The following is a 20,318-nucleotide window of genomic DNA, read 5'->3' on the forward strand; positions in this document are numbered from 1 at the left end:
GAGGGAATGGAGCGGAAAAGGTCAAAAAGCAGCCCGCCGGGCATGCTAGCTCACGGTTTGTAGCTCATGCTCAACTTCGTTGAGGTAGATGCCGGGCACCTCGGCGCGCAGCTGCTGCCGGGCCGTCACCAGCCAGCCGGCCGCGTCCAGCTCGTAGCGTTCCTGGCAGGTGGCCTGCATATCCACGCGCAGCAGCGGGTTATCTGCCATGGTGCGGAACAGGCGGCGCAGGTCGTCGTCGCGGAAGGCCGCTTCGTGCAGGCCGCCTTCTACTTCCAACGCCAGGTGGCCGGGCGTAGCGGGCTCGGCGGCGCGGGTGCTGGTTTGCAAGGGCAGGCTTACCTGGTTAATGAACTGCTCCAGCACCCGGGTACCGGGCACGGGCGCGTCGGGGGCGTAGCCGTAGCCGTAGAGGCCGCTGAGCAGCACGCCGTGCAGGCCCTTGTGGCGCAGGGTTTTCTCGAATACGCCCTCGGCCCGCAGGTTCTGCTCAAACGACTCGAAGAACGTCTTGGGAAAATAGTCGCGGTACTTGCGCACCACGTCGGGCTTGATGCGTTGCCAGGTGCGCAGCATATCCGGCTTGTTTTCGATGCGCTCCAGCCGGCCGTACAGGTCCGTCTGCACCACCAGCGTGTTGCTGACCTGGTTCAGGTCGGTGGCCAGCTGGTGGAAGAAGGTCGGGTTGTCGACGCGGAAGCTGAGCACTTCCAGCTTGAGGCGGTAGGTATTGTTGGGTTTGCGCTCCAGCAGCGTCTGCCGGGCCGTGGTGTGGTAGGTGTTCTGCTCGGCCTTTTGGTTCATGCGCATCTGCGAGGTGGTTTTCAGCTCGTAGGTGCGCGGTTCCTGCAGGGCCAGGGCGAGGGGCAACGACATAAATGGCGGACTTAGTGAATCTTGGTGCGGCCCGAGCTGATGCTGGCCTTGCTGCCGCCGTTGACGTCGAGCGAGGAGTTGGCGGCAATTTTCATTGTGTCGCCGGCCTGAATGGAGGTGGCCTTGCCGTTCATGTCGACTTTGTCGCTGCCGGTCATGGCTATTTCCTTGGCCGTCTTCGTGATTTTCTTTTTGGCGTTGATGGTCACGTTTTCGGCCGTCAGCGTGATGTCCTTGGTGGCCGTGAGCGTGATGTTGCCGCCGGCCGTCAGGCTGATGGGGCCATTGCTCTTGATGCTCACGCTGCCGTCGCCCTTAAAGCCGACTTCGATAGCCGTGCCCTTGTTGTTGGAGTTGGAAATAAGGATTTTCTGCTCACCCTGCGTGTCCGACATCACAAACTTGTTGCCGCCCGCCGTCTGCATGCCTTTGAGGTTGTTCTGCGGGTTGGTGTACTTGGCGCCCTGCTTGTTCTGGGCGTGAAACAGGTTGCCGAGCACCACCGGCTGCTCGGCACGGTGCTGCTCGTAGTGCACCAGCACCTGCGAGCCGACTTCGGGCGTAAACAGCTGCCCTTTTCCGTCGCCGGCGTAGGGCGTGAGCACCCGCAGCCAGATGCTTTCGGCGTTGGTGGGCTTCTCCACCGGCCAGTAGTAGCGCACCCGCACCCGCCCGATTTTCTGCGGGTCCTGCACGTCAATAACCTCGGCCAGCTCCGGCAAACCGGGCTGGGGGCGCACGTTGGGGTTAGCGGGGGGCAGCTCCAGGGAGTGAAGCACGGCCGTGAAGGAGTTGGTGTAGTTGCCGGTGTAGTCCACGTCGTGGCTGATGCTCACGATGCGGTACTTGCCCAAGCTGTCCACGTTCAGGTTGTCGCTGCCCAGGCCCTCGGCCGAGGCATCGATGAGCGTGCCCAGGCGCAGGTCGGGGTTTTCGCTGCGGCCGCGAAACACGAGCGAACCGGCCGCCAGGGCTGCGCCGGCAGATTTTGCAGCGTCCTCCACCTCGTTGCGGCTCTGCGCGGGCAGGGGCGGGCGAGCGTGGGAGGGCTGGGAGAAGACGTCGTTGGCCGTCTGCAGGGCAAACTGCGCGTACTGGTTCGAGCCGATGCCATTGGCCGTGGCGGGGTTGGTGCCGTCCCAGTGCTGGTGCTGGGCGGGGTCGTAACTGTGCAGGGCCACCTTGGCGGGCCGGATGGCGGCTTCGAGCTGGAAGGAGCTCCAGTGCCGGTTCATTTCCAGCTGCACCGTGCCGCTCTGTTCGGGCAAGCCGAATTGCAGCTTGGTGCCGTCGTAAAAAAACCATTCGTGGCACTCGGCCATCAGGCGGTTCAGAAAGTCGAAGTTGCTTTCGTTGTACTGCACCACATAGGGCAGCGGGCCCTTGCTCTTCAGGTTCTTGCTCGTGGGCAGCAGATTGGCCTTGTAGGGCTGCAGCACCTGCCCGATAATGCCGTCGAGCGTCTGATTCACGAAGGTGCGCTTCTGCACGCCGTCGGTGAGTAGCACGCTGGGGCTGTAGCCGCGGATGAGGAAGCTGCCGGTGTAGTCGTTGTCGCTGGCCACCACCAGGTCCGTCACGAAGCCGGTGAAGGCGAACTTGCTGCCGGTGCCGGTAGCGTCGGGCGTGAGCGAGAAGGCAATGGGCTTGCCCACCAGCTCGCGGTGGGCCTTCTGCATGAAGCCCGCCTTGCGGCTTTCGAGGTAGTCAAAGGGCACGCTGATTTCGAAGGAGTGGTGCGTGTGCAAATCCTGGGAAATGCGCACGTAGTTGTACTCCGACAACGGCGCCGAGCTGTCTTTCGGCTGGATGATCAACTTTACCTGACGCGCCATAACAGTTGATTGTTAAAACGATGGACAATGCCAATGTAGTAGGATTCGGCTTGTAAGAACCGGCCAACGGTTCGCCACGGGCCGCGAAGCTCGGCTGTAGAAGCACTGGTTCCAGTGCCCGGGCCGGGACGGAGTGAGTGTTCTGCAGCAGGGCAAAAAGCCGTTTTGGCGGGGCCTACAGGTTCTTGGGGTAGTCTTAGCTGAGCCGCTGACGATAATACGCATCCTGCGCAGGGCCCTGCCGAAGGGCGGGCGCCGGGCCCGTGGCGGGCAGCAGGGAGAGGCGGGGCCGCGTGTCGCGGCAGCTGGCCCGGCCACTGCGGTTCAATGGCGGCGCGGGGGCGTTCGGGCAGGATGAGCAGAGAGTTGTTTTCATAGGGGAGAGGAGGCGTTGGTATGGCGTGGCAGAGGAGGGCGCAAATGCTGCCCTAGGGCAGCCGCTTGAACCGTAAGGCGTTGCCGCGGCCGATGTAGAGCAGGGTAAGATACTGCTTATCCACGCGGTCGATGGAGTAGCAGTAGCAATCGGCGGGCGAGTCCTCGTACGTCACGAGCAGCCGCTTGGTGTCGGCTTTGAGCGCGGCAGCGGGCGGATTGCAGCGGCAAACGTCGGTGAGCTGATAGTGCAAGGAACTGGGTTTTTCGCCTTTGTATTCTTCGATGTACGCCGTGGCCGTGATGCGCAGCACGAAGCTCGGGTCGCTCAACGACTGCCACCGCCCCAGCAGGAGCTGCTGGTACGGCGCTGCCGCCGACGCGGGCGCAGACTTCGGTTTGCTTTGCCCTTGGCACTGCACGTGCAGCAGGGCCAGCAAGGCGGTGCAGAGCCACCACAAGGTACGGTTCAACAGCTGGGGCATGAGCGTTTACTGAATGCCGAAGGCCTTTTTGGCATTTTCCGTGTAGCGCCGCCGGTCAGCCAGGCCGTTCTGCCCACCGTTTACGGCGCGCGTCACGGCCACTACGTCGTCGCGGTCGGCACGGGCGTTGATGTCCTTGCCTTTCTTGTAAATCAGCCAGAACCAGCCCGAGGCATCCGAGGCGTACGGCTCTTCTTCCACCAGCAGCATGTTGGTGCCCTCGGTCAGGTTTTTGCCGAGGTAGCGGCCGTAGGCGGCGTATACGTCGCGGCCGGTCAGCTGAATCAGCCCCCGCCCCCGAAACCGCTTACCGTCGCCCGGCTGGGTGTTGCCCAGGTCAGCGCGCCCCTCGTAGTTCGAGCCGTCGTGGTACTCGCGGGCCGTGGCAAAATGGTCGCTTTCCTTGGCCACCTGCGCCAGAAAATGCGCCTGCCGCAGCCGCGTATTGATCTGGTACTTGCGCATGGTTTCGTTGAGCGGAGTGATGTGCTTGTTGATGTTGGCCATGCTCGCGTCCGGGCAGATGAGCTTGAGCTGGGCCGCCGTCACGGTCAGTTCGTCGGTGGCCACGGTGGGCTCCCAGTACGCCCACCTCACCTGCCGGTCGTACACCAGCATGCGCTGGTCGACAGCATAATAGTCCTTTTCCTGCCCGCCCCGCGACGAGACGAAGTACAGGGCGTAGTCGGCGGTTTCGTAGGTCGGCGCTGGGCCCGGAGCAAACCCCAAAGACTGCCCGGGCAACGGCGGCGTGAGGGCAAACGCAAACGTATCGGCGCCAAACGGGCGCAGCAGCTCGGTGCTGCCCGTGGGGTTCCACAGGCTCGCCGGCGCGGCCCCCGACAGCTGCCGCAGCACCTCGGCCCGCTTGAACGGGTTCTTCAGAACGACGCGGTATTCCATAAGCCAGAAAGCAAATAGCGCAACTTCAACGGGCAGAAAGGCCTCAGCGGCTCTGCGCCCAGCGGTGGTCTTTGGTGGCTACGCCCAGCGACAGGGAGCCGGCCGCAATCTGCAGGGTGCAGAAGTAGGAGGTGGGGCCGTAGTTCGGGCCCGGCGCAAAGACCTCCTCGTAGGCCACGCAGAAGCCCTGCTCGAAGCTGACTTCCTCGTGCGTCACGGCCTGGTCGATGGCGTTGAAGGTGAGCCGGCCGCTGAGCTTTTTGTGCGGGTCGGCAGCCCAGGCCAGCAGGGCGTCGTCGTCGGGCACCACCAGCGTGAGGCTGATGAAGCCGCCCTGCACCTTGGTGGTGGCGCGGCCGCGCGGGTCCGTCGACTGCGTGAACTCGTAGCTGCAGTGCTCCAGGGGGTACTGCTGGCCTTCGAGGTGAAGAATGCCGTGGAAGGAAGCCATGCGCGGGTTATTTGGGCCAGTGGTTGTTGATTTCGACCGGCCCCACCGTGAGCCGGTCGGCCGACAAGGACAGGGCCATGGTCATGTTCTGGGCCGAGGTAGAAGCGTCAAACACCTTGCGCAGGCCGATGCAGTAGGCATCGGCGAAGGCAATGGTCTTGCGCACGGCCCGCACATCGGAGTAGAGCACCGTGATGGAGCCGCTCATCTGCTTGGTGTCGTCGAGGGCCCAGTGGTGGATGAGGTCGTCGGGCTGCGAGTCCAGCTCGATGCGCAGCTGTCCGCCCTGCACGCGGGCTTCGGGCCGGCCCACGGCGTCGGTGGCCTGCCCGATGGCCCAGCCAAAGCGGCGCACGGCGTAGGTGCGGCCCTCAAGGTGTAATTCGGCGCTAAATGACATAATCGGACGGGGAAGAGGGATGAATACTTACGTCAATCCAGTCTGGAGTGGCGAGCGAAGCCGGGACCTGACGGGCTGGCGGAGATGACGCGCTGTTTGTTTTCTGTAGGTGGATGGTCGGTGCTAAAATCCTTCGATACCAGTAATCTGGCTGCGCTTCAGTTCGTACTGCACCAGCTCGTGGTCGGGGGGCAGCTGCGTCTGCAGCCACTGGTGAAAGGCGCGCTGGGCGTCGAGGCGCAGGCGGAACCGGTCGGTGTCGTTGCCGGCCGCGTCGATGCGGGCGCGCCAGCCGCGGCCCTCCGGCTGCTGCAGCCACTGCTGGCGGTAGCGGGCTACCTCGTTGCGCTTCTGGCCGTTGGCCGCGGCCGGGTTGGGCACCGGGAACTGCACGCCGCGCTCCTCCAGCAGGCGGCGCACCCGCTGCTGCCACTGGTAAGCCTCGCTGTTGTGGTCGGTCAGCACGTGGTCCTGCACGATATAGGCCACCGTGGCGCCGGAGTTGGAGGGCCTGCGGAAGTCGGCGCCGCGCTCGATGAGGTAGGCCACCTGCTCAAACTGGTTGAAGACGGCCAGCATGAGCACCGGCGTCATGCCATTGCCTTCCACGGCGTTGAGGTCGGCGCCGTGGTCGAGCAGCAGGCGCAGGTGCTCGAAGCGCCGGCCGTGGATGGCCTGGGAGATGGCCGTTTCGTCGCCTTCCTTGCTGTTGGGGTCGCCCTTGGCCGCCAGCAGCAGGCGCAGCAGCTCGGTGTCTTCGCCCCCGGCGACCAGGGCCACGGGCTGGGTGAGCTTGGTGCCGCCGAGGCGGGTAGGCAGGTTGGGGTCGGCGCCCAGCTCCAGCAGGGCCTGCACGCAGGCGTGCTGGCGGTTGGCCAGCGCGAAGATGAGCAGCGTCATGCCCTGGGGGCTGACGTAGTTCGGGTTGATGTGCTGAGTCGTCACGGCCTGCCGCGTGCCCGCCGCGTCGCCGCGGTAAATGGCGCGGGCGGCGGCTAGCTCGGGTGGGGCGAAGTAGGTTTCAGGATTCTTGGTAGGCATGGGTTTCGCAACAAAAGGCGCTTGGGCGACGCAACCGGAAAGCAGACAAAGGCAGAAGGCCAGCAGGCACAGCAGCCGGCGGGCCGCGTCAGGGCGCCGTAAAGCGCCGGATAGTGGCCGTATCCTCATCCTTCTGCTTTTCGATGGCGTCGACTACGCCTTGAATGGGGTGGAAGCCGGCCTGCGGCAGCACGTGCTGCTGCGTCCCGGCGGCTTTGGGAATGAGCCCGCCCATGTGGTTCTGCACCCAGTTGAGTGGGTCCTGGCTGGAATACACGTGCTCGATCAGGTGCTGCTTGGCGGCAAAGTCCTCGGCCGTGATGCCGTAGGCTGCCACGGTGTTGCGGTGCAAGCCAGCCGCGTTGAAGGTGTAGGCGCGCACGTTGGCCACCATAGCCGCCGCCGAGGCCAGCCCGCCACCCAACGAATGCCCGGTCACCTGCATGGCCCCTTCCACAATGTCGACGGCGCCGTCGTTGGCCGTAGCCACTTCCTGCGCCCGCAGAATGGCCTGGTCGTACTGCTCGGTGCGCCGGCCCAGCGCCTGCAACACGTCGGCTTTGATGTCGCCCATTTCGGTGGGGTTGGTGCCCCGGAAAGCCAGTACCTGCGCGTTGGGCTCCTCGAAGCTGCTGCGGTAAAGCGCCGCGGCAAACCCGGTGTCGGGGTCGTCCCATACGCGTTCCACCGCCCAGCCTTCGGGTACGGGCCGGGTAAACTCCGGCACCAGCGTGCCGTCCACGTTGGTGGTGGTAAAGGCGTAGGCGTGGGCGCTGAGCCGGGCCCGTTCCACGGCCACGTTGTTGAAGGCCAGGCGCTGCACCGCCGTGCCCAGCGTGGCGCGGTTGGCCTGCAGCAGCTCTTCGGGCGTCAGGGCGGGAGAGGCTGCGGCACCGCCGCGCAGGCCCAGGGCCGAGCCCAGCCGGGCCAGCGGACCACGGGCCGCGGGGGCCTCGTCTACTGCCGCCAGCGCGGGTAGGGCAGGGGCCGTCAGCGTATCCAGTTTTTGCTGGCCTGCCCGGATCAGGCGCAACCGCTTCTGGTAGCGCTCCGCCTTGGATTCGACTACTTCCTGCAGCTGCGCGGCCAGGTGCGGCGTGGGGCCGGCCGCGGCTGCGGCCAGCTGCCGCGGTAAAGCCTCCGGCGCGGCGGCCGGAAAGCCGTTGCCGAGCACGAACTGCGGAGCCGTTATCAGAATGGTGCATTGGTAAGCACCCGTCGGGGTTCCGTCCGGCTCAAAATCCTCCTGGTAGCGCACGCACTCGCCCTGCGCAAACTCAATGGACTCGTGCGGGCTCAGGCGGGCCGTGTCGAAAAAGATGAGGTGGCCGGCGAGCTTCTTGTGCGGATCGGCCGCCCAGGCTACCAAGGTGTCGTCGTCGGGCACGTCCAGCAGCACTTGCAGCGGCCCGTGGCGGACCCGGCCCGCTACCCGACCTCGTTCGCGCGTGGCCTGGTTGAACTCCAGGCTGCAGCGCAACACCGGGTACACACGCCCTTCAACGTACAACTCCGCATAAAAAGAAGCCATAACCGTACTGTTTTAGAGGAAAATAGAACGGGGTTGCCGCAGCCAATATAGGCAGGCTAGCCAATATAGACGCACCGGGCTACTACGGAATACTACCACGGTGCCGTTTAACTACAACGGCAAGGCTCTCCGAAAAAGCGCATCGGCAGCGGCAAAACTCTGCCGTAGCGGCTGGGTTTGATGGGTCAGGCCGCTGCGGGGCTCCCCAAGCAGGCCCCAATCAGAGCCGCTATCAAAGCTCCTACAAACCCGTCCTTGCGCGCTCTAGCTCTGCGGAGCGTGGGCGCTGCGCCATGGAGTCGTTAGGCGTCGAGCAACTCTCGGTTGCGGCCTGAGCAGAGGCCATCAGCCGGTAGCTGGGCTATATCCCCTGAGCAGGCTCTGCGTATGGCTTTGCTTACGGCTGCGGCGGCTAGCCTGACCCCGGCCATAAGCAAAGCCCCGCGGAATTTCACTGAGTAAACCCCCTGACGCATGGCAACCAAGCTCAAGCCTCTTAAGCAACAAATCCTCGTTATCACCGGCGCCAGCAGCGGCATCGGCCTGCTGACGGCCCAGATGGCGGCCGCGCAGGGTGCCAAGGTGGTGTTGGCTGCCCGCAACCACGCCGAGCTGCAGCGCATCGAAGAAGAGCTGCGGGCGCACGGCCACCAGGTCGTGGCCGTGGCCGCCGACGTAGCCAGCCAGGCCGACGTGGCGCGCATTGCCGAAACGGCCGTGGAGCACTTCGGCGGCTTCGATACCTGGATCAACGACGCGGGCGTGAGCATCTGGGGGCGCCTGGAGGAAGGCAGCGACGAAGACCACCGCCGCCTGTTCGACACCAACTACTGGGGCGTGGTCTACGGCTCGCTCACGGCTGCCCGCCAACTCAAAAACCGCGGCGGGGCCATCATCAACGTGGGCAGCGTGGCCTCCGACGTGGCCCTGCCACTACAGGGCATGTACTCGGCCAGCAAGCACGCCGTGAAGGGCTTTACCGATGCGCTGCGCATGGAGCTGGAGGAAGAAGGCGCGCCCGTGTCGGTGACGCTCATCAAGCCGGCCGCCATCAACACGCCCTTTCCCCAGCACGCCCGCAACTACATGAAAGAGGAGCCCAAGCTGCCGCCGCCCGTCTACGCGCCGGAGGAGGTAGCCAAGGCCATTCTGCACGCGGCTGCGCACCCGGAGCGCGACGTGTTCGTCGGCGGTGGCGGCAAGGTCATGAGTTCATTCAGCAAGCACCTGCCCCGGGCCATGGACAAGCTCAGCGAAACCGTGATGGTGAAAGAGCAGAAGCGCGACGAGCGGCCCCGTAACCCGCGCGGCGCCCTGCACCAGCCCGGGCAGGATGGACAGGTGCACGGCGACCATCCCGGTTACGTGATGAAGACCTCCCTCTACACCCGCGCCAACCGCCACCCGGTGCTCACGGCCACCCTGCTGGCCGCTGCCACCGGCGCCGCTACCTGGTGGCTGGGCCGCCGGCGCACCTCTGTACCGGCCACGCCGCCTGTGACGCCCGCTGCCTCCTCTGCCGACACCACCACCGGCCAGACACCACAGATGGTATCGGGCAACCCCGGTACGGGCCGCGATGTGAGGACCCTGCGTGACGCCGGCCTGCCCAATCCGCAGGATGTGGAAGCTCCCTCGCTGACCCCACCGACCACGCCTAGCGGCCTGTAGCCGGCGGGCACCCGCTGAATGCAAAGCGTCCGCGCCGTTTGTACACGGCGCGGACGCTTTCTGTTGGCTGGGCGTACTGAGCAGGTCGCTAGCAGAGGCAGCTGGCAGGCGCCGTCCGGCACCCGCGCGCTACTTATTCGGCCCCGCCGACAAACTGCGCCAGGCCCTGGAGTACCCATGCCTGCACATTGGGCGATACCCTGGCCTGGCTGCTTGCCATGTCGGGTAGGCCCACCGCCAACAAATGTCCCATGCTACCGGTCAGGCTTTGCTCAAAACCAAGCCTGCCGACGGGAGTGGCCGCCCAGTCCCGCGAAGCTGATTGCTAAATGCTCGTGTCAGGCGTGAGGCGGTCGATTAAGCTTTGGTCGGGGGGCCAAGCTGCATAGGCTATTCGTACCGCTGACGGGTAACATTATGGGCTCATTGCTAATAATCGGTATATTATATACCTCATCACGGCTCGGGGCAAGGAGGCGTAGCGTCAGTGGGTGGCGGATAAGAGGATGAAGAAACGAAGCCGCTGCTGCCGCCAACCGCTTTGAAACCCACGTGGCCGGGTATGACCCTGTAGGCCAGCCAACAGGTAAAAAAACGGGGCGGGTCCGAAAAGCCTTACGAGTAGGTAAACCAAACAGTAGAAGGCCATGCCTAAGTATGTAATCGAGCGGGAAATTCCCGGCGCCGGTCAGCTCTCCGCCGAGCAGCTGCAAGCCATTTCGCAGACCTCCTGCGGGGTACTTCGGAATATGGGCCCCGAAATACAGTGGGTAAACAGCTACGTGACGGCCGACAAAATATACTGTGTCTACAATGCTCCCAACGAAGACATGATTCGGGAACACGCGAAACAAGGCGGCTTCCCGGCAAATGCCGTGAACCGGGTGGCCCGCGTCATCGACCCCGTAACGGCGGAGTAAGCAAGACTATAAGCCTGCCCGTGGCGGCGCCCTGAAGCTCAAACAGCCACAGCGCGGTTGGGCATCGAGGCGCCGCCGGCTTCTGCCCGCTGGCACCGAATGCTACCTGGCTGCCCCGCCGCCGTGGCTAGGCAGCGCAGACAATAAAGCAACCGCCACCAAGCCCTGAACTGCCGGCCCGCCCGCCCCGCGGCTGCCGGACCGCCTAAAGATGCCAGAGGGGAGAACCGGTGCGCGTGCTCAGGTGGTCTGCCTGGCGTTTGGGCAGTAAGCGTCGTTGTTTTCTTTTTTCAATACCCTTCACCATGACCAAACTAGTACTACTTGCCGGCGCCTGGCTGACGGCCGGGGCGACCCAGGCCCAAACCCCGGCCAGGCTGGCCGCCGCCCCGACGACGGAAACGCCCGCTCAACTAGTGCAGCGGCACAGCGGAAGGGGGAGAAGGAACGCGCCGGGCATAGAAAAAGCCGGGGGCGCCCGGCTTTTTCATCGTAGCAATAGGGGTAATCGAGTGGGTAACGGGCTGCGCGCAGCTTAGCCCTGGGCTAGCGGGCCAGGGGTACCGGATGACTTCTTAGCCGCCCGTTTGGCCGCGTCGGCGTCGGAGAGGCGGTAGAGCTGGCGCTTGGTGGTGCCCTCGGCGAAGAGCACCCTGGCCGCCCCGCTCACCTGCTGGCCGTAGCCAAAGGCCGCGTTCTGCAGCGCCAGGTACTCGTCGCCGCCTTCCTTGTTGCTGCCCTTTTTCTGCTCCTGACTGGTGTTGGTGGCGGTGAGCTGGGTGCTCAGGGCTTGCAGGGCCAGGCGCTTGGTGGCCGCGTAGCCCTTGGCCGCCAGCGCCGTTTCGTCGCGCTCGGCCGCTTGCACGGCCATGTCCAGCAGGGCGCGCATCTGCTCGTGGCTGTCGCGGGCCCGGTCGTAGTGTTTCTTGCCGTACTGGTCCAGGCGGCCGGCGTTCCTGGGGAAGGCCTGCCCCACGTAGTAATACAGCTGCTGCACCTGCTGGCGGGCCTGCTCCATCACCTCGTCCACGGCGGCGGTCTGCTCTTTCAGCTCACCCACGCGCACACTCCCCGGCGTAGCCGCGTCGGCCGCCTCAATGGCCGCCAGCCACGCGCCGGCAAAGGCCGCGTTCAGGTCGGGGTTGAAGCCGGCGAAAGCGGCCGCATCGGTGAGGAAATGCCCGTGCATGGTGCGCATGCGCTGGCGCATGTCGGCATCAGGTTCGGAATACACGCGTACTTCTGACTTACTCATAAGGGTTGAAATAAAGAAGGTTAAACTCTGCTAATAATACCGCATCTCGCCCACATCACCAACGACCTCCGAAAGGTCTTCCCGCCGTTCCGAAGCCTGTTCCCGAGCTCGGGAAGACCCTTCGGAACGGCGGGAAGACCTTTCGGAAGCCCGGGCAAAGCCTTCGGAACGCCGGGAAGCCGCTGCGGAGCGGCGGGAAGACCCTGCGGAAGCCCGGGAAGCTGCTTCGGAGCGGCGGGCGCGGCTGTAGGAGCAGCCGGAAGGGCACGCGGGCAGGAGAGAGGTGCGGAAGAAGCTGGCGCCCGGCCCACGCACCCGCACGGCTCGGTACCTACGGACGCGGCCAGCTGTTAGCCGTCCAGCAGCTCCCGGTTGCGCCCCCGCGCCTGATCGAACACGGCGGGCCACTGGGCCAGCGGCACGGCCGTTTCCCGCGTCGCGTCGTCAAACATCACCCAGGCCCCGGCCGCCCGCGCCAGCCGCAGCAGCTCCTGAATATCCTCCGCCGTAATACTGCTCCACCCGAACCGCCGCGGCCCGTTAGTGAGGGCGTCCCAGGCCACGTATTCTATGTTCATAATCCACTCCGCGCCGTGAAAGCACCGCTGGGAAAGGCCGCTGATGTAGTCGGATAGCTGCTGCTGGGCGGGGGTGAGGTCTTTGTACATGGAGCGGTGGGCGAGTAGAAAAGAAGCCGACCCGCTGGGGTGGCGGGCCGGCTAGTACTTGTTTAGAAGGGTAACTCTAAACGTGATTCAAGCTGCTTTTTGAACTCATTTCTCCTTGCTTGGGTGTTTAATAATGGTTTAATGATGTTGTTATAAGTGCGGTGCATGGAATATATTTTTGGGGCGATGGTTAGTCTCTCATGAAATGGCAAATCAAGTAAAATTAATTTTAAGGTTTTTATTAGAGATTCGTAGTTTTGAAAATCTTTATTGAAAAAATCGTTAATTAATGCTTTTGCAAGCTGCTCGGCTTCTGTGTTATCTAATAGATCGGTGCTGTCGATGCCTTCTTTTATTTGGCCCATAAATAATGTTAGAGCGTCTAAGAAGCTCTTTTCTTCTATCTGTCTTTGTTTTTCTTCAACCTCTTTGAGTTTGTCTTTTTCTATTACTTGTCTTCCTAATGCCTCAATTATGATATCTATCTTAGATACGGCATTATTTAGTTCCGTTACTGAGCTTAATATTTCTTTATTCGTGGATTCCCTCTTTAGCTGGTCTAGATAGAGGAAAAACATTCCTGCAAGCTGGCTTCTTAAATATTCAATTATCTCTTCTGATTTTTCAAAGGTTTTAGTCGGAAGATGAATAATTGCGTCAATAAATTTGAATACATTAGTTGAATCTACATATGCGAAGTCAAAGTATTTCTCGTCTTTTTGATGCTTGTGTTTTTTTTCAAAATCTTTTTTTAAGCTATTAAATATCTCTTCGTTTCTTTTAAATGTTTGATATTCACTGTGCACATTTTTGTCGATGAATACGAATATAGGTATGCCATTCTTTTGAGCTGTTTCAAATTCTTTTCTGGTTATACTTATATATTGTTCGTCATATTTTTTTCTTATTTTTGCTTGGCTTTCATTGGAAGAAGCGCTTCCGTATCTTCCTCCTACAATCAAAATCATTAATTGACATAAATCAACTTCGTTATAACAAGATATATCTAGCTTTTTTCCATGCTCAAATGTTACATTTCCACTCTCGAATAATACAGAGTCAAATCCATACTGTTTTATGAAATGTTCGAGGTTTTCCCTGACGTATTTGAGGTCATAGTAGGTTGAACTAATAAAAACTCTAGGCTTCATTTGGTGTGAATTTGGTTAAATTTACTTCCCCAGAACCTCCTGCGCGGCTACGGCAATGACGGCGCCGGGGCCGTAGATGCCGGTCACGCCGGCCTCGTAGAGGAACTAAGGGGGCTCAAAGCAGCAAGGTATGAAGCGAAGCGGTACTTATACAATGCTTTTGCTACAGCTTCGAGCAATTGAACGGACTTGGGGTAGAGCTGAACCTGCCTTTACTTTATTTGTATTATTCTGAGCAACTCTTATGCGGAAGGTGCAGACGCGTAGACTTAAGCTAATGGGTATTTCTTCCAAGCTAGGCGCTGCAAGTATTTGCGGACTACTAGGGCTTCTAGCCCTATGTTCATGCGGAGCGGAGCAGAGTCAGGAAAAGCCAATTGAATCACAACGAGCTGTTGCGTTCCAGCCAGTGAACTTCTCTCTTGCCCGGATTGATAGCTTCGAGAGCTTCCTGGATAGTCTGCGGGCGTTGCCTAAAGCCGATGAATTGCTTGTCAAAAGTTTCCTTGCTGCTTCAGACTCACGTTTTGTACCGAATGAAGTATTGGATACTGTAACCACGTACCACCGCTGTAGCTTGCTTCCCGTTGGCGGTCAGCGTGCAGTAGTTTTAGCGGAAATTACCGAGTTCAATACCATTTTCGCTTCGTTGCATCTGTTGCTCTTAGACCAAGCAGGAAAATGCGTCGCAACAACCCCTTTGGCTGTTCATTATGACGAGGCGGGAGGAAAAGAAGAGTGGAGCAGTACTCAGGTAACACCAGTTTCCTTTGTGCGGCGCAAAGAATTGTCCGATTTCGTTTATGCGCATCCTGAGCAACAAGGCGGCGTGATGGACCCAATTGGCAGAGGCATCACGGTGACAAAATCAAGGATTGAGGCGAGAGGAGGGCAACTGTATACAAAACAGATTGACAGCACCTATACTGTTGCGAAGTACTAACCGCATAGACACCAACAAAAAGGCTCGGTAAACCCGAGCCTTTTTGCTAGGCAAGCTGTGGTTACTCCCCCAGCTTCTGCAAAATCTCCTGCGCGGCCACGGCAATGACGGTGCCGGGGCCGTAGATGCCGGTGACGCCCGCGTCGTAGAGGAACTGGTAGTCCTGGGCGGGGATGACGCCGCCGGCAATGACGAGGATGTCTTCGCGGCCGAGCTTGGCCAGCTCGTCGATGAGCTGGGGAATGAGGGTTTTGTGGCCGGCGGCCAGCGAGGACACGCCCACGACGTGCACGTCGTTTTCGGCGGCTTGGCGGGCTACTTCTTCGGGCGTCTGGAACAGGGGGGCAATGTCCACGTCGAAGCCCACGTCGGCGAAGGAAGTGGCAATGACTTTGGCGCCGCGGTCGTGGCCGTCCTGGCCCATTTTGGCCACCATCATGCGGGGGCGGCGGCCTTCTTTCTGGCTGAACTCGTCGGCCAGCTGCCGGGCTTTGGCAAATTCCTGGTCGTAGTCCATTTCGGCGGAGTACACACCCGAGACGGTGCGGATGGTGGCCTGGTGGCGGCCAAAGACGGTTTCGAGCGCGTCGGAGATTTCGCCCAGGGTGGCACGCAGGCGGGCGGCCTGCACGGCCAGGGCCAATAGATTATTGTCTAAGGAAGAAGGAGGAGTGACCAAGGAAGATTCGTTGCCAGCTGCCTTCTTCGTTCTTCCTTCCTCATTCGCGCCTGAGCGGGCGGCTTCGGTCAGGGCCACCAGGGCCTGCTGCACGGCGGCGTTGTCGCGCTCGGCGCGGATGCGGTTCAGGCGGGCAATCTGCGACTCGCGCACAGCGGCGTTGTCGATGTCGAGGATTTCAATGTCGGTCTTCTCGTCCACCTTGTACTTGTTGACGCCGACGATGACCTCCTTGCCCGAGTCGATGCGGGCCTGCTTGCGCGCGGCGGCTTCCTCGATGCGCAGCTTGGGCAGCCCGGTTTCGATGGCCTTGGCCATGCCGCCCAGCTGTTCTACTTCCTGGATGAGCGCCCAGGCCTTGTCGGCCAGCTCGTGGGTGAGCGTCTCCACGTAGTAGGAGCCGCCCCAGGGGTCCACCACGCGGGTGATGTCGGTTTCGTGCTGCAGGTAGAGCTGGGTGTTGCGGGCAATGCGGGCCGAGAAGTCGGTGGGCAGGGCAATGGCCTCGTCCAGGGCGTTGGTGTGCAGGCTCTGGGTGCCGCCCAGGGCCGCGGCCAGGGCTTCCACGGCGGTGCGCGTGACGTTGTTGAACGGGTCCTGCTCGGTGAGCGAGTAGCCCGAGGTCTGGCAGTGCGTGCGCAAAGCCAGCGACTTGGGGTTTTCGGCCCCAAACTGCTTGATGAGCTTGGCCCAGAGCAGGCGGCCGGCGCGCATCTTGGCAATTTCCATGAAGTGGTTCATGCCGATGGCCCAGAAGAAGGACAGGCGCGGCGCGAACTGGTCGATGGTCATGCCCGCCTTGATGCCGGCGCGCACGTATTCCACGCCGTCGGCCAGGGTGTAGGCCAGCTCCAGATCAGCGGTGGCCCCGGCTTCCTGCATGTGGTAGCCCGAGATGCTGATGCTGTTGAACTTGGGCATCTTCTGGGCCGTGTAGCTGAAGATGTCGGCAATGATGCGCATCGACGGCTCGGGCGGGTAGATGTAGGTGTTGCGCACCATGAACTCCTTCAGAATGTCGTTCTGAATGGTGCCCGCCAGCTTCTCTGGCGCCACGCCCTGCTCCTCGGCCGCCACGATGTAGAAGGCCAGCACCGGTAGCACCGCCCCGTTCATGGTCATCGACACCGACATCTGGTCCAGCGGAATCTGGTCGAAGAGAATCTTCATGTCCTCCACCGAGTCGATAGCCACGCCGGCCTTGCCCACGTCGCCCACCACGCGCGGGTGGTCGGAGTCGTAGCCGCGGTGCGTGGCCAGGTCGAAGGCCACGGACAGGCCCTTCTGCCCGCCGGCGAGGTTGCGGCGGTAAAAGGCATTCGATTCCTCGGCCGTGCTGAAGCCCGCGTACTGGCGAATGGTCCAGGGGTTCTGCACGTACATCGTGCTGTAGGGCCCGCGCAGGTAAGGCGCCTGCCCGGCCCCGAAGCCGAGGTGGTCGAGCGGGGCCACGTCGGCGGCGGTGTAGAATGCCTTTACCTCGATGCCCTCGGGCGTGGCGCTGGTAGTAGGCTGCGCCGGCAGCGCGGGCTGCGGGGCGGCGTTGTAGGGAATATGGGAGAAGTCGGGTTTCATGGGAGTAGGGGGCGCTGGGAACGGTGCTGAATTGCCTCTTGCCCGTCATTCCGAGCGCAGTCGAGGAATCTCGCTGGATAGTATTCTGCTCGTTGAGTTTACTATCAGACATCAGCACGCGAGATGTCTCGACTGCGCTCGACATGACGTTCTTTATTATCTCGTACTACCGTCCCTGCAAGCGGGCCAGCACATCATCCGTGCTGTAGCCCGACACGGTAAATTCCTTGAAGCCAAAGTACTTCACCGCGTCCTGCATAGTGGGCAGGTCGCAGGCCAGCAGCACGGGGGCTTCGTGCTGAAGCTGGGCGCCGTCTTCCTCACTGTCCTGGGGGCGGTTGCGGATGAAGTCGGCAAACTGCTGGAACTGCTCCGGGTGAGCCGACATCAGCGTGGCTTCCTCGGGCGAGGAAAACAGCAGCGACAAGGCGCCGCGGGGCGGCACCTCCGTCATGGCCGGGCGCTGGTCGGCGGGCAGCAGGCGCACGAAGGAGTCGTAGATCTGCTGAATGGTATCGGTGCCGAGCAGCACCACGGCCGCCTTTTTCTTTTTCTGCTCCTTGCGGATGAAGTGCATGGCCGTGGCCAGGCGCAGCACCTCCGAGGGGTAGGCCGCCCGCGCGGTGTCAAACTGCCGGCTGCGCAGCAGGTGCTTGGGGTCGAAGGTGAACTGCTCCTTCAGGTTCTGGAAGCGGTTGGTGCCCACGATGACCTCCTCGCCGGTAGCAATGCGGCGGAACTGGTCCATGGTCTTGAGACGGATGCTCTCCATCACCTTGCCGCGCGTGATGAGGAAGCCGCCGGCCGCCTCGGTTTCCTGAAACAGGGCCCAGGCTTCCTGCGCCAGCTGGTCGGTCAGCGTCTCGATGAAGTAGGAGCCGGCGGCCGGGTCGGCCACCAGGTCGAGGTGAGCTTCTTCGCGCAGAATCACCGGCACGTTGCGGGCAATGCGGGCCGAAAACTCGTTGGGCTCGGCGTACAGGCTGTCGTAAGGCGTGACGGACACGGAATCAGCGCCGCCCAGCACCGCGCTCATGGCCTCGGTGGTCACGCGCAGCATGTTGGTGTGCGGGTCCAGCGTGGTTTGCGTCCAGGAGGAGGTGGTAGCGTGAATGCGCAGCGTGGCCGCCACTTCCGGCCGCACCCCGAAGGCGTGCAGCATGGTGCCCCAGAGGCGGCGCAGCGCCCGGATTTTGGCCATTTCGGTGAAGTAGCTGGGGCCCACGCTCACGTGAAAGTGCAGGGCCGAGGCTACGGCCGTGGCGTCCACGTCCTGGTCAGCCGACACCAGGTTGTCGAAAAACGACGCGGCAATGCTCAGCGCGTAGGCCAGCTCCTGCACCGCCGTGGCGCCGCGGTTGCCGAAGAAGCTGCCGTTGATGGAAAGCGGAAAGAACTCCGGCAGGTGGCGCGTCAGCTGCAGGCAGCGCAGCATGGCATGCGTCTGCATGGCGTAGTCATCGGGTGAGGTGCCCTGCCCGGGCGAGTAGCGCAGAAAGCCCCGGAGCTGCACCCCAGCCGTGGCTTCGAGCAGGCGCTGCAGAAACTCCTCGGGGTGGCGGCACACCGTGAAGCCGAACACGCCGTTGCTCAAGGGCAGGGTAGCGGCCAGGTAGCCCAGGTCGAAGCGCTCCGGCTCGGTGATGTCGAAATGAATGCCGTCGGCACCGGTTTGCAGGGTCCGGGCGGCGTGGTCCACGGCGGCGCGGCCGTCCTGCTCAGCCAGCACCAGCAGCGTGGGCATGTTGCGCCAGGAGTTGGGGGCCACGCGGCGGCCGGGGCGCACCTGGGGCGTGGGCGCGTCGCCCAGCGCCGTTAGCGCCTCGCGGTGGTAAAAGGGCTCGAGGGTCAGGCCCGCCGGCGTGTGCCACTGCAGGCCGGTGGGGTCGGCGCCCTTCAGGTCGCGGCGAATCCGCTCCTGCCACGCGTCGGTGGTCAGCGGCTCAAACTCGGAAAAGGTAACAGGGGCGGGACGTGGGCTGTCGGACATAGCTAAGCAACAGGCGGCAGACGGGCCAAAAGGGCCCGCATCGGTGCCCGCAAGATACCGCCTTTGGGCAAGAGGGCCGCGCGAGGCACCGCGGCATTTCATGAAGCGGCTGAGGCTGCGTAGCTTTGCCGGATTGCCAGTAAGCAACCAGGCCTGATACGGGTTTTTATTGTTCGTCGATATCCAATCATTTTTTCCGCTGCTATGCCAGGGCGCTTGGCCCGGTATCACTCTGTTAGCCCTTAATAATCCGCTTTCCGCCCCTCGGGCTGCCAGCCACTGTACCCCGACGCGGCGGGCACCCAACGCTCCGCATTTCCTTCTTTCCTTTTTTATAGTGAAGCACACGCTACTCACCGGGCTGCTCTGCGTAGGTTCAGCCCTGGCCGTTCAGGCCCAATCCGATTTCCGCCCCGGTTACATCGTGCAGCCCGCTGGCGACACGCTGCGCGGCGAGGTAGACTACCGCGGCGCCCAGCGCAGCAGCCGGCTGGCGCGTTTCCGCCCGTCGGCCAGCGGCGCCGTGACTGAGTATCAGCCCGAGCAGCTGCGCGGCTACGGTTTTCCGGGCAGCCGCGCCTACGAAAGCCACGAGGTGGTGGCCGACAGCAGCAACCGCCGTCAGCGCTATTTCCTGGAGGTACTAGCAGTCGGCAAAGCCAGTGTTTACAGCCTGCGCGACGAAAAGGACCGTGAGCATTACTACCTGAGCCTGGGCACCGAGCCCGTGGCCGAGCTCGTGAAGCGTACCGTGCGGGTAAAAGATGCGGACGGCCGTATGTTCGACCAGGAGCAGCCCATCTACCGCAACATGCTGGCCGCCGCCTTCAGCGCCTGCCCCGACGTGCAGGGGCACTTAAGCAAGTTGCCCTTTTCCAGCGGCGCGCTGGCCGGCGCCGCGGCCCGCTACAATGAGTGCATGAGCGGCAGTGTGATGAAGGGCGGATCAGTTCGTCAGCGGCCGAAAGCTCACGCAACGTTCACGGTGACGGCTGGCGCGGGCACTAGTACTTTGACCATTAAGGAAAGCGCGTATAGCAGCGATGGGGAATATAAAGGCTCGTTGAAGCCTGTCGTTGGGTTGGGGATGAATTTCAGCATCCCCGCAGTTAGCGAAAAGCTGTCGTTTCAGCTAGAGGGTCAATACCACGCGCAGAGCTACAACCTGTATTCTTCGTGGGGTACGAGCACCTCGCCGGCGCCGGCCAGCCAAAAGACAAGTTTCAGCTACGTCCGGGTGCCGGTGCTGCTGCGCTATTCCCTCCAGCGAGGATTGGTGCGGCCCTACGTGCAGGCCGGCATTACCCTGGGAATGGCGCTGGAAAAAGAGACAGACCTGCGACTGTTCCCTACCTACCATTTGGAAACGCTGGCAATAGACAATTCCATTCGCCGGTTCGAGCAAGCTTTTGCCGGTGGAGTAGGCGTGCGCATCGGCCGGGAAGGCGCCCGCAAACTGAGTGTGGAGGCGCGCTACGAGCGCAGCAATGGTTTTTCGACCGTTGTAGGTACGTCGACGACTGTTGCGCGCATCTTCGGCCTGCTCAGCTACGACCTGACCAAGTAACC

General features: G+C 62.2%; 18 protein-coding genes. 4 read left to right on the forward strand and 14 right to left on the reverse strand.

Translation table 11 applies throughout. From position 1 onward, the window contains the following. Positions 1-45: 45 nt before the first annotated feature. The 9 genes from B0919_RS10265 to tssD (B0919_RS10300) form a co-directional block, all read right to left on the reverse strand. Complete coding sequence (locus B0919_RS10265) at positions 46-876, reverse strand: hypothetical protein (RefSeq protein ID WP_078012162.1); 831 nt, start codon at positions 874-876, stop codon at positions 46-48. An 11-nt stretch (positions 877-887) separates the two neighbouring features. Beyond that, positions 888-2,711: a type VI secretion system Vgr family protein gene (locus B0919_RS10270; protein WP_078012163.1), complete on the reverse strand. Its 1,824-nt coding sequence runs from the start codon at positions 2,709-2,711 to the stop codon at positions 888-890. Positions 2,712-2,907: 196 nt separating this feature from the next. Next, on the reverse strand, positions 2,908-3,087 hold the full coding sequence (locus B0919_RS24695) for a hypothetical protein (RefSeq protein ID WP_139362044.1): 180 nt from the start codon (positions 3,085-3,087) through the stop codon (positions 2,908-2,910). Between the two features lie 52 nt (positions 3,088-3,139). Continuing rightward, positions 3,140-3,571 carry a hypothetical protein gene (locus B0919_RS10275; protein ID WP_078012164.1) on the reverse strand — a complete coding sequence of 144 codons (432 nt, stop codon included), beginning with the start codon at positions 3,569-3,571 and terminating at the stop codon, positions 3,140-3,142. 6 nt (positions 3,572-3,577) lie between these two features. After that, entirely contained in the window at positions 3,578-4,474 is an 897-nt protein-coding gene (locus B0919_RS24700; RefSeq protein ID WP_139362045.1) for a glycoside hydrolase family 19 protein, read from the reverse strand. 43 nt (positions 4,475-4,517) lie between these two features. Beyond that, the gene (gene tssD, locus B0919_RS10285; RefSeq protein ID WP_078012165.1) at positions 4,518-4,925 is read right to left on the reverse strand and encodes a type VI secretion system tube protein TssD; all 408 of its coding nucleotides are present in this window, start codon (positions 4,923-4,925) and stop codon (positions 4,518-4,520) included. A 7-nt stretch (positions 4,926-4,932) separates the two neighbouring features. Beyond that, entirely contained in the window at positions 4,933-5,325 is a 393-nt protein-coding gene (gene tssD, locus B0919_RS10290) for a type VI secretion system tube protein TssD (protein ID WP_078012166.1), read from the reverse strand. Between the two features lie 123 nt (positions 5,326-5,448). Next, the gene (locus B0919_RS10295; protein ID WP_176132982.1) at positions 5,449-6,366 is read right to left on the reverse strand and encodes an ankyrin repeat domain-containing protein; all 918 of its coding nucleotides are present in this window, start codon (positions 6,364-6,366) and stop codon (positions 5,449-5,451) included. A gap of 88 nt (positions 6,367-6,454) precedes the next feature. After that, positions 6,455-7,897 (reverse strand): type VI secretion system tube protein TssD, encoded by a 1,443-nt coding sequence (gene tssD / locus B0919_RS10300; RefSeq protein WP_078012168.1) that lies wholly within the window; start codon positions 7,895-7,897, stop codon positions 6,455-6,457. 474 nt (positions 7,898-8,371) lie between these two features. Here tssD (B0919_RS10300) and B0919_RS10305 point away from each other — a divergent pair, with 474 nt between their 5' ends. After that, positions 8,372-9,568, forward strand: coding sequence for an SDR family oxidoreductase (locus B0919_RS10305; RefSeq protein WP_078012169.1), 1,197 nt, complete (start codon positions 8,372-8,374; stop codon positions 9,566-9,568). 647 nt (positions 9,569-10,215) lie between these two features. After that, a complete protein-coding gene (locus B0919_RS10310; RefSeq protein WP_078012170.1) occupies positions 10,216-10,488 on the forward strand; it encodes a DUF4242 domain-containing protein in 273 nt (90 codons plus the stop codon). Between the two features lie 535 nt (positions 10,489-11,023). On the opposite strand, the gene B0919_RS10315 is transcribed toward B0919_RS10310, so the two are convergent. From B0919_RS10315 to B0919_RS10325, 3 genes are all read right to left on the reverse strand, one after another. After that, positions 11,024-11,743, reverse strand: a complete 720-nt coding sequence (locus B0919_RS10315; protein WP_139362046.1) for a hypothetical protein — start codon at positions 11,741-11,743, stop codon at positions 11,024-11,026. A 350-nt stretch (positions 11,744-12,093) separates the two neighbouring features. Next, positions 12,094-12,411: a hypothetical protein gene (locus tag B0919_RS10320; RefSeq protein WP_078012172.1), complete on the reverse strand. Its 318-nt coding sequence runs from the start codon at positions 12,409-12,411 to the stop codon at positions 12,094-12,096. A gap of 62 nt (positions 12,412-12,473) precedes the next feature. Further along, positions 12,474-13,562: a DUF4062 domain-containing protein gene (locus B0919_RS10325; protein ID WP_078012173.1), complete on the reverse strand. Its 1,089-nt coding sequence runs from the start codon at positions 13,560-13,562 to the stop codon at positions 12,474-12,476. 277 nt (positions 13,563-13,839) lie between these two features. Between B0919_RS10325 and B0919_RS24705 the strand changes: the two genes are divergently transcribed. Beyond that, positions 13,840-14,505: a hypothetical protein gene (locus tag B0919_RS24705; RefSeq protein WP_139362047.1), complete on the forward strand. Its 666-nt coding sequence runs from the start codon at positions 13,840-13,842 to the stop codon at positions 14,503-14,505. Positions 14,506-14,566: 61 nt separating this feature from the next. Here B0919_RS24705 and scpA read toward each other — a convergent pair whose 3' ends face one another. Together scpA and B0919_RS10335 are read right to left on the reverse strand one after the other, a co-directional pair. Next, positions 14,567-16,759 (reverse strand): methylmalonyl-CoA mutase, encoded by a 2,193-nt coding sequence (scpA, locus tag B0919_RS10330; protein WP_078012175.1) that lies wholly within the window; start codon positions 16,757-16,759, stop codon positions 14,567-14,569. 166 nt (positions 16,760-16,925) lie between these two features. Next, complete coding sequence (locus B0919_RS10335; protein WP_176132984.1) at positions 16,926-18,749, reverse strand: methylmalonyl-CoA mutase family protein; 1,824 nt, start codon at positions 18,747-18,749, stop codon at positions 16,926-16,928. A 337-nt stretch (positions 18,750-19,086) separates the two neighbouring features. On the opposite strand from B0919_RS10335, the gene B0919_RS10340 reads away from it, so the two are divergent. Next, a complete protein-coding gene (locus B0919_RS10340; protein ID WP_078012177.1) occupies positions 19,087-20,316 on the forward strand; it encodes a porin family protein in 1,230 nt (409 codons plus the stop codon). Positions 20,317-20,318: the final 2 nt, after the last annotated feature.

This window comes from Hymenobacter sp. CRA2, from assembly GCF_002007105.1.
In the GTDB taxonomy this organism is placed as follows: Bacteria; Bacteroidota; Bacteroidia; order Cytophagales; family Hymenobacteraceae; genus Solirubrum.

Excerpts from the sequence above, each read along its gene's own strand:
- scpA (WP_078012175.1), bottom strand. The coding sequence starts at position 16,759 with ATGAAACCCGACTTCTCCCATATTCCCTACAACGCCGCCCCGCAGCCC.
- B0919_RS10320 (WP_078012172.1), bottom strand. The coding sequence starts at position 12,411 with ATGTACAAAGACCTCACCCCCGCCCAGCAGCAGCTATCCGACTACATC.
- tssD (WP_078012166.1), bottom strand. The coding sequence starts at position 5,325 with ATGTCATTTAGCGCCGAATTACACCTTGAGGGCCGCACCTACGCCGTG.
- B0919_RS10315 (WP_139362046.1), bottom strand. The coding sequence starts at position 11,743 with ATGAGTAAGTCAGAAGTACGCGTGTATTCCGAACCTGATGCCGACATG.
- B0919_RS10295 (WP_176132982.1), bottom strand. The coding sequence starts at position 6,366 with ATGCCTACCAAGAATCCTGAAACCTACTTCGCCCCACCCGAGCTAGCC.
- tssD (WP_078012165.1), bottom strand. The coding sequence starts at position 4,925 with ATGGCTTCCTTCCACGGCATTCTTCACCTCGAAGGCCAGCAGTACCCC.
- B0919_RS10335 (WP_176132984.1), bottom strand. The coding sequence starts at position 18,749 with ATGTCCGACAGCCCACGTCCCGCCCCTGTTACCTTTTCCGAGTTTGAG.
- tssD (WP_078012168.1), bottom strand. The coding sequence starts at position 7,897 with ATGGCTTCTTTTTATGCGGAGTTGTACGTTGAAGGGCGTGTGTACCCG.
- B0919_RS10325 (WP_078012173.1), bottom strand. The coding sequence starts at position 13,562 with ATGAAGCCTAGAGTTTTTATTAGTTCAACCTACTATGACCTCAAATAC.
- B0919_RS10270 (WP_078012163.1), bottom strand. The coding sequence starts at position 2,711 with ATGGCGCGTCAGGTAAAGTTGATCATCCAGCCGAAAGACAGCTCGGCG.
- B0919_RS24700 (WP_139362045.1), bottom strand. The coding sequence starts at position 4,474 with ATGGAATACCGCGTCGTTCTGAAGAACCCGTTCAAGCGGGCCGAGGTG.
- B0919_RS24705 (WP_139362047.1), top strand. The coding sequence starts at position 13,840 with ATGGGTATTTCTTCCAAGCTAGGCGCTGCAAGTATTTGCGGACTACTA.
- B0919_RS10310 (WP_078012170.1), top strand. The coding sequence starts at position 10,216 with ATGCCTAAGTATGTAATCGAGCGGGAAATTCCCGGCGCCGGTCAGCTC.
- B0919_RS10275 (WP_078012164.1), bottom strand. The coding sequence starts at position 3,571 with ATGCCCCAGCTGTTGAACCGTACCTTGTGGTGGCTCTGCACCGCCTTG.
- B0919_RS10265 (WP_078012162.1), bottom strand. The coding sequence starts at position 876 with ATGTCGTTGCCCCTCGCCCTGGCCCTGCAGGAACCGCGCACCTACGAG.
- B0919_RS24695 (WP_139362044.1), bottom strand. The coding sequence starts at position 3,087 with ATGAAAACAACTCTCTGCTCATCCTGCCCGAACGCCCCCGCGCCGCCA.
- B0919_RS10305 (WP_078012169.1), top strand. The coding sequence starts at position 8,372 with ATGGCAACCAAGCTCAAGCCTCTTAAGCAACAAATCCTCGTTATCACC.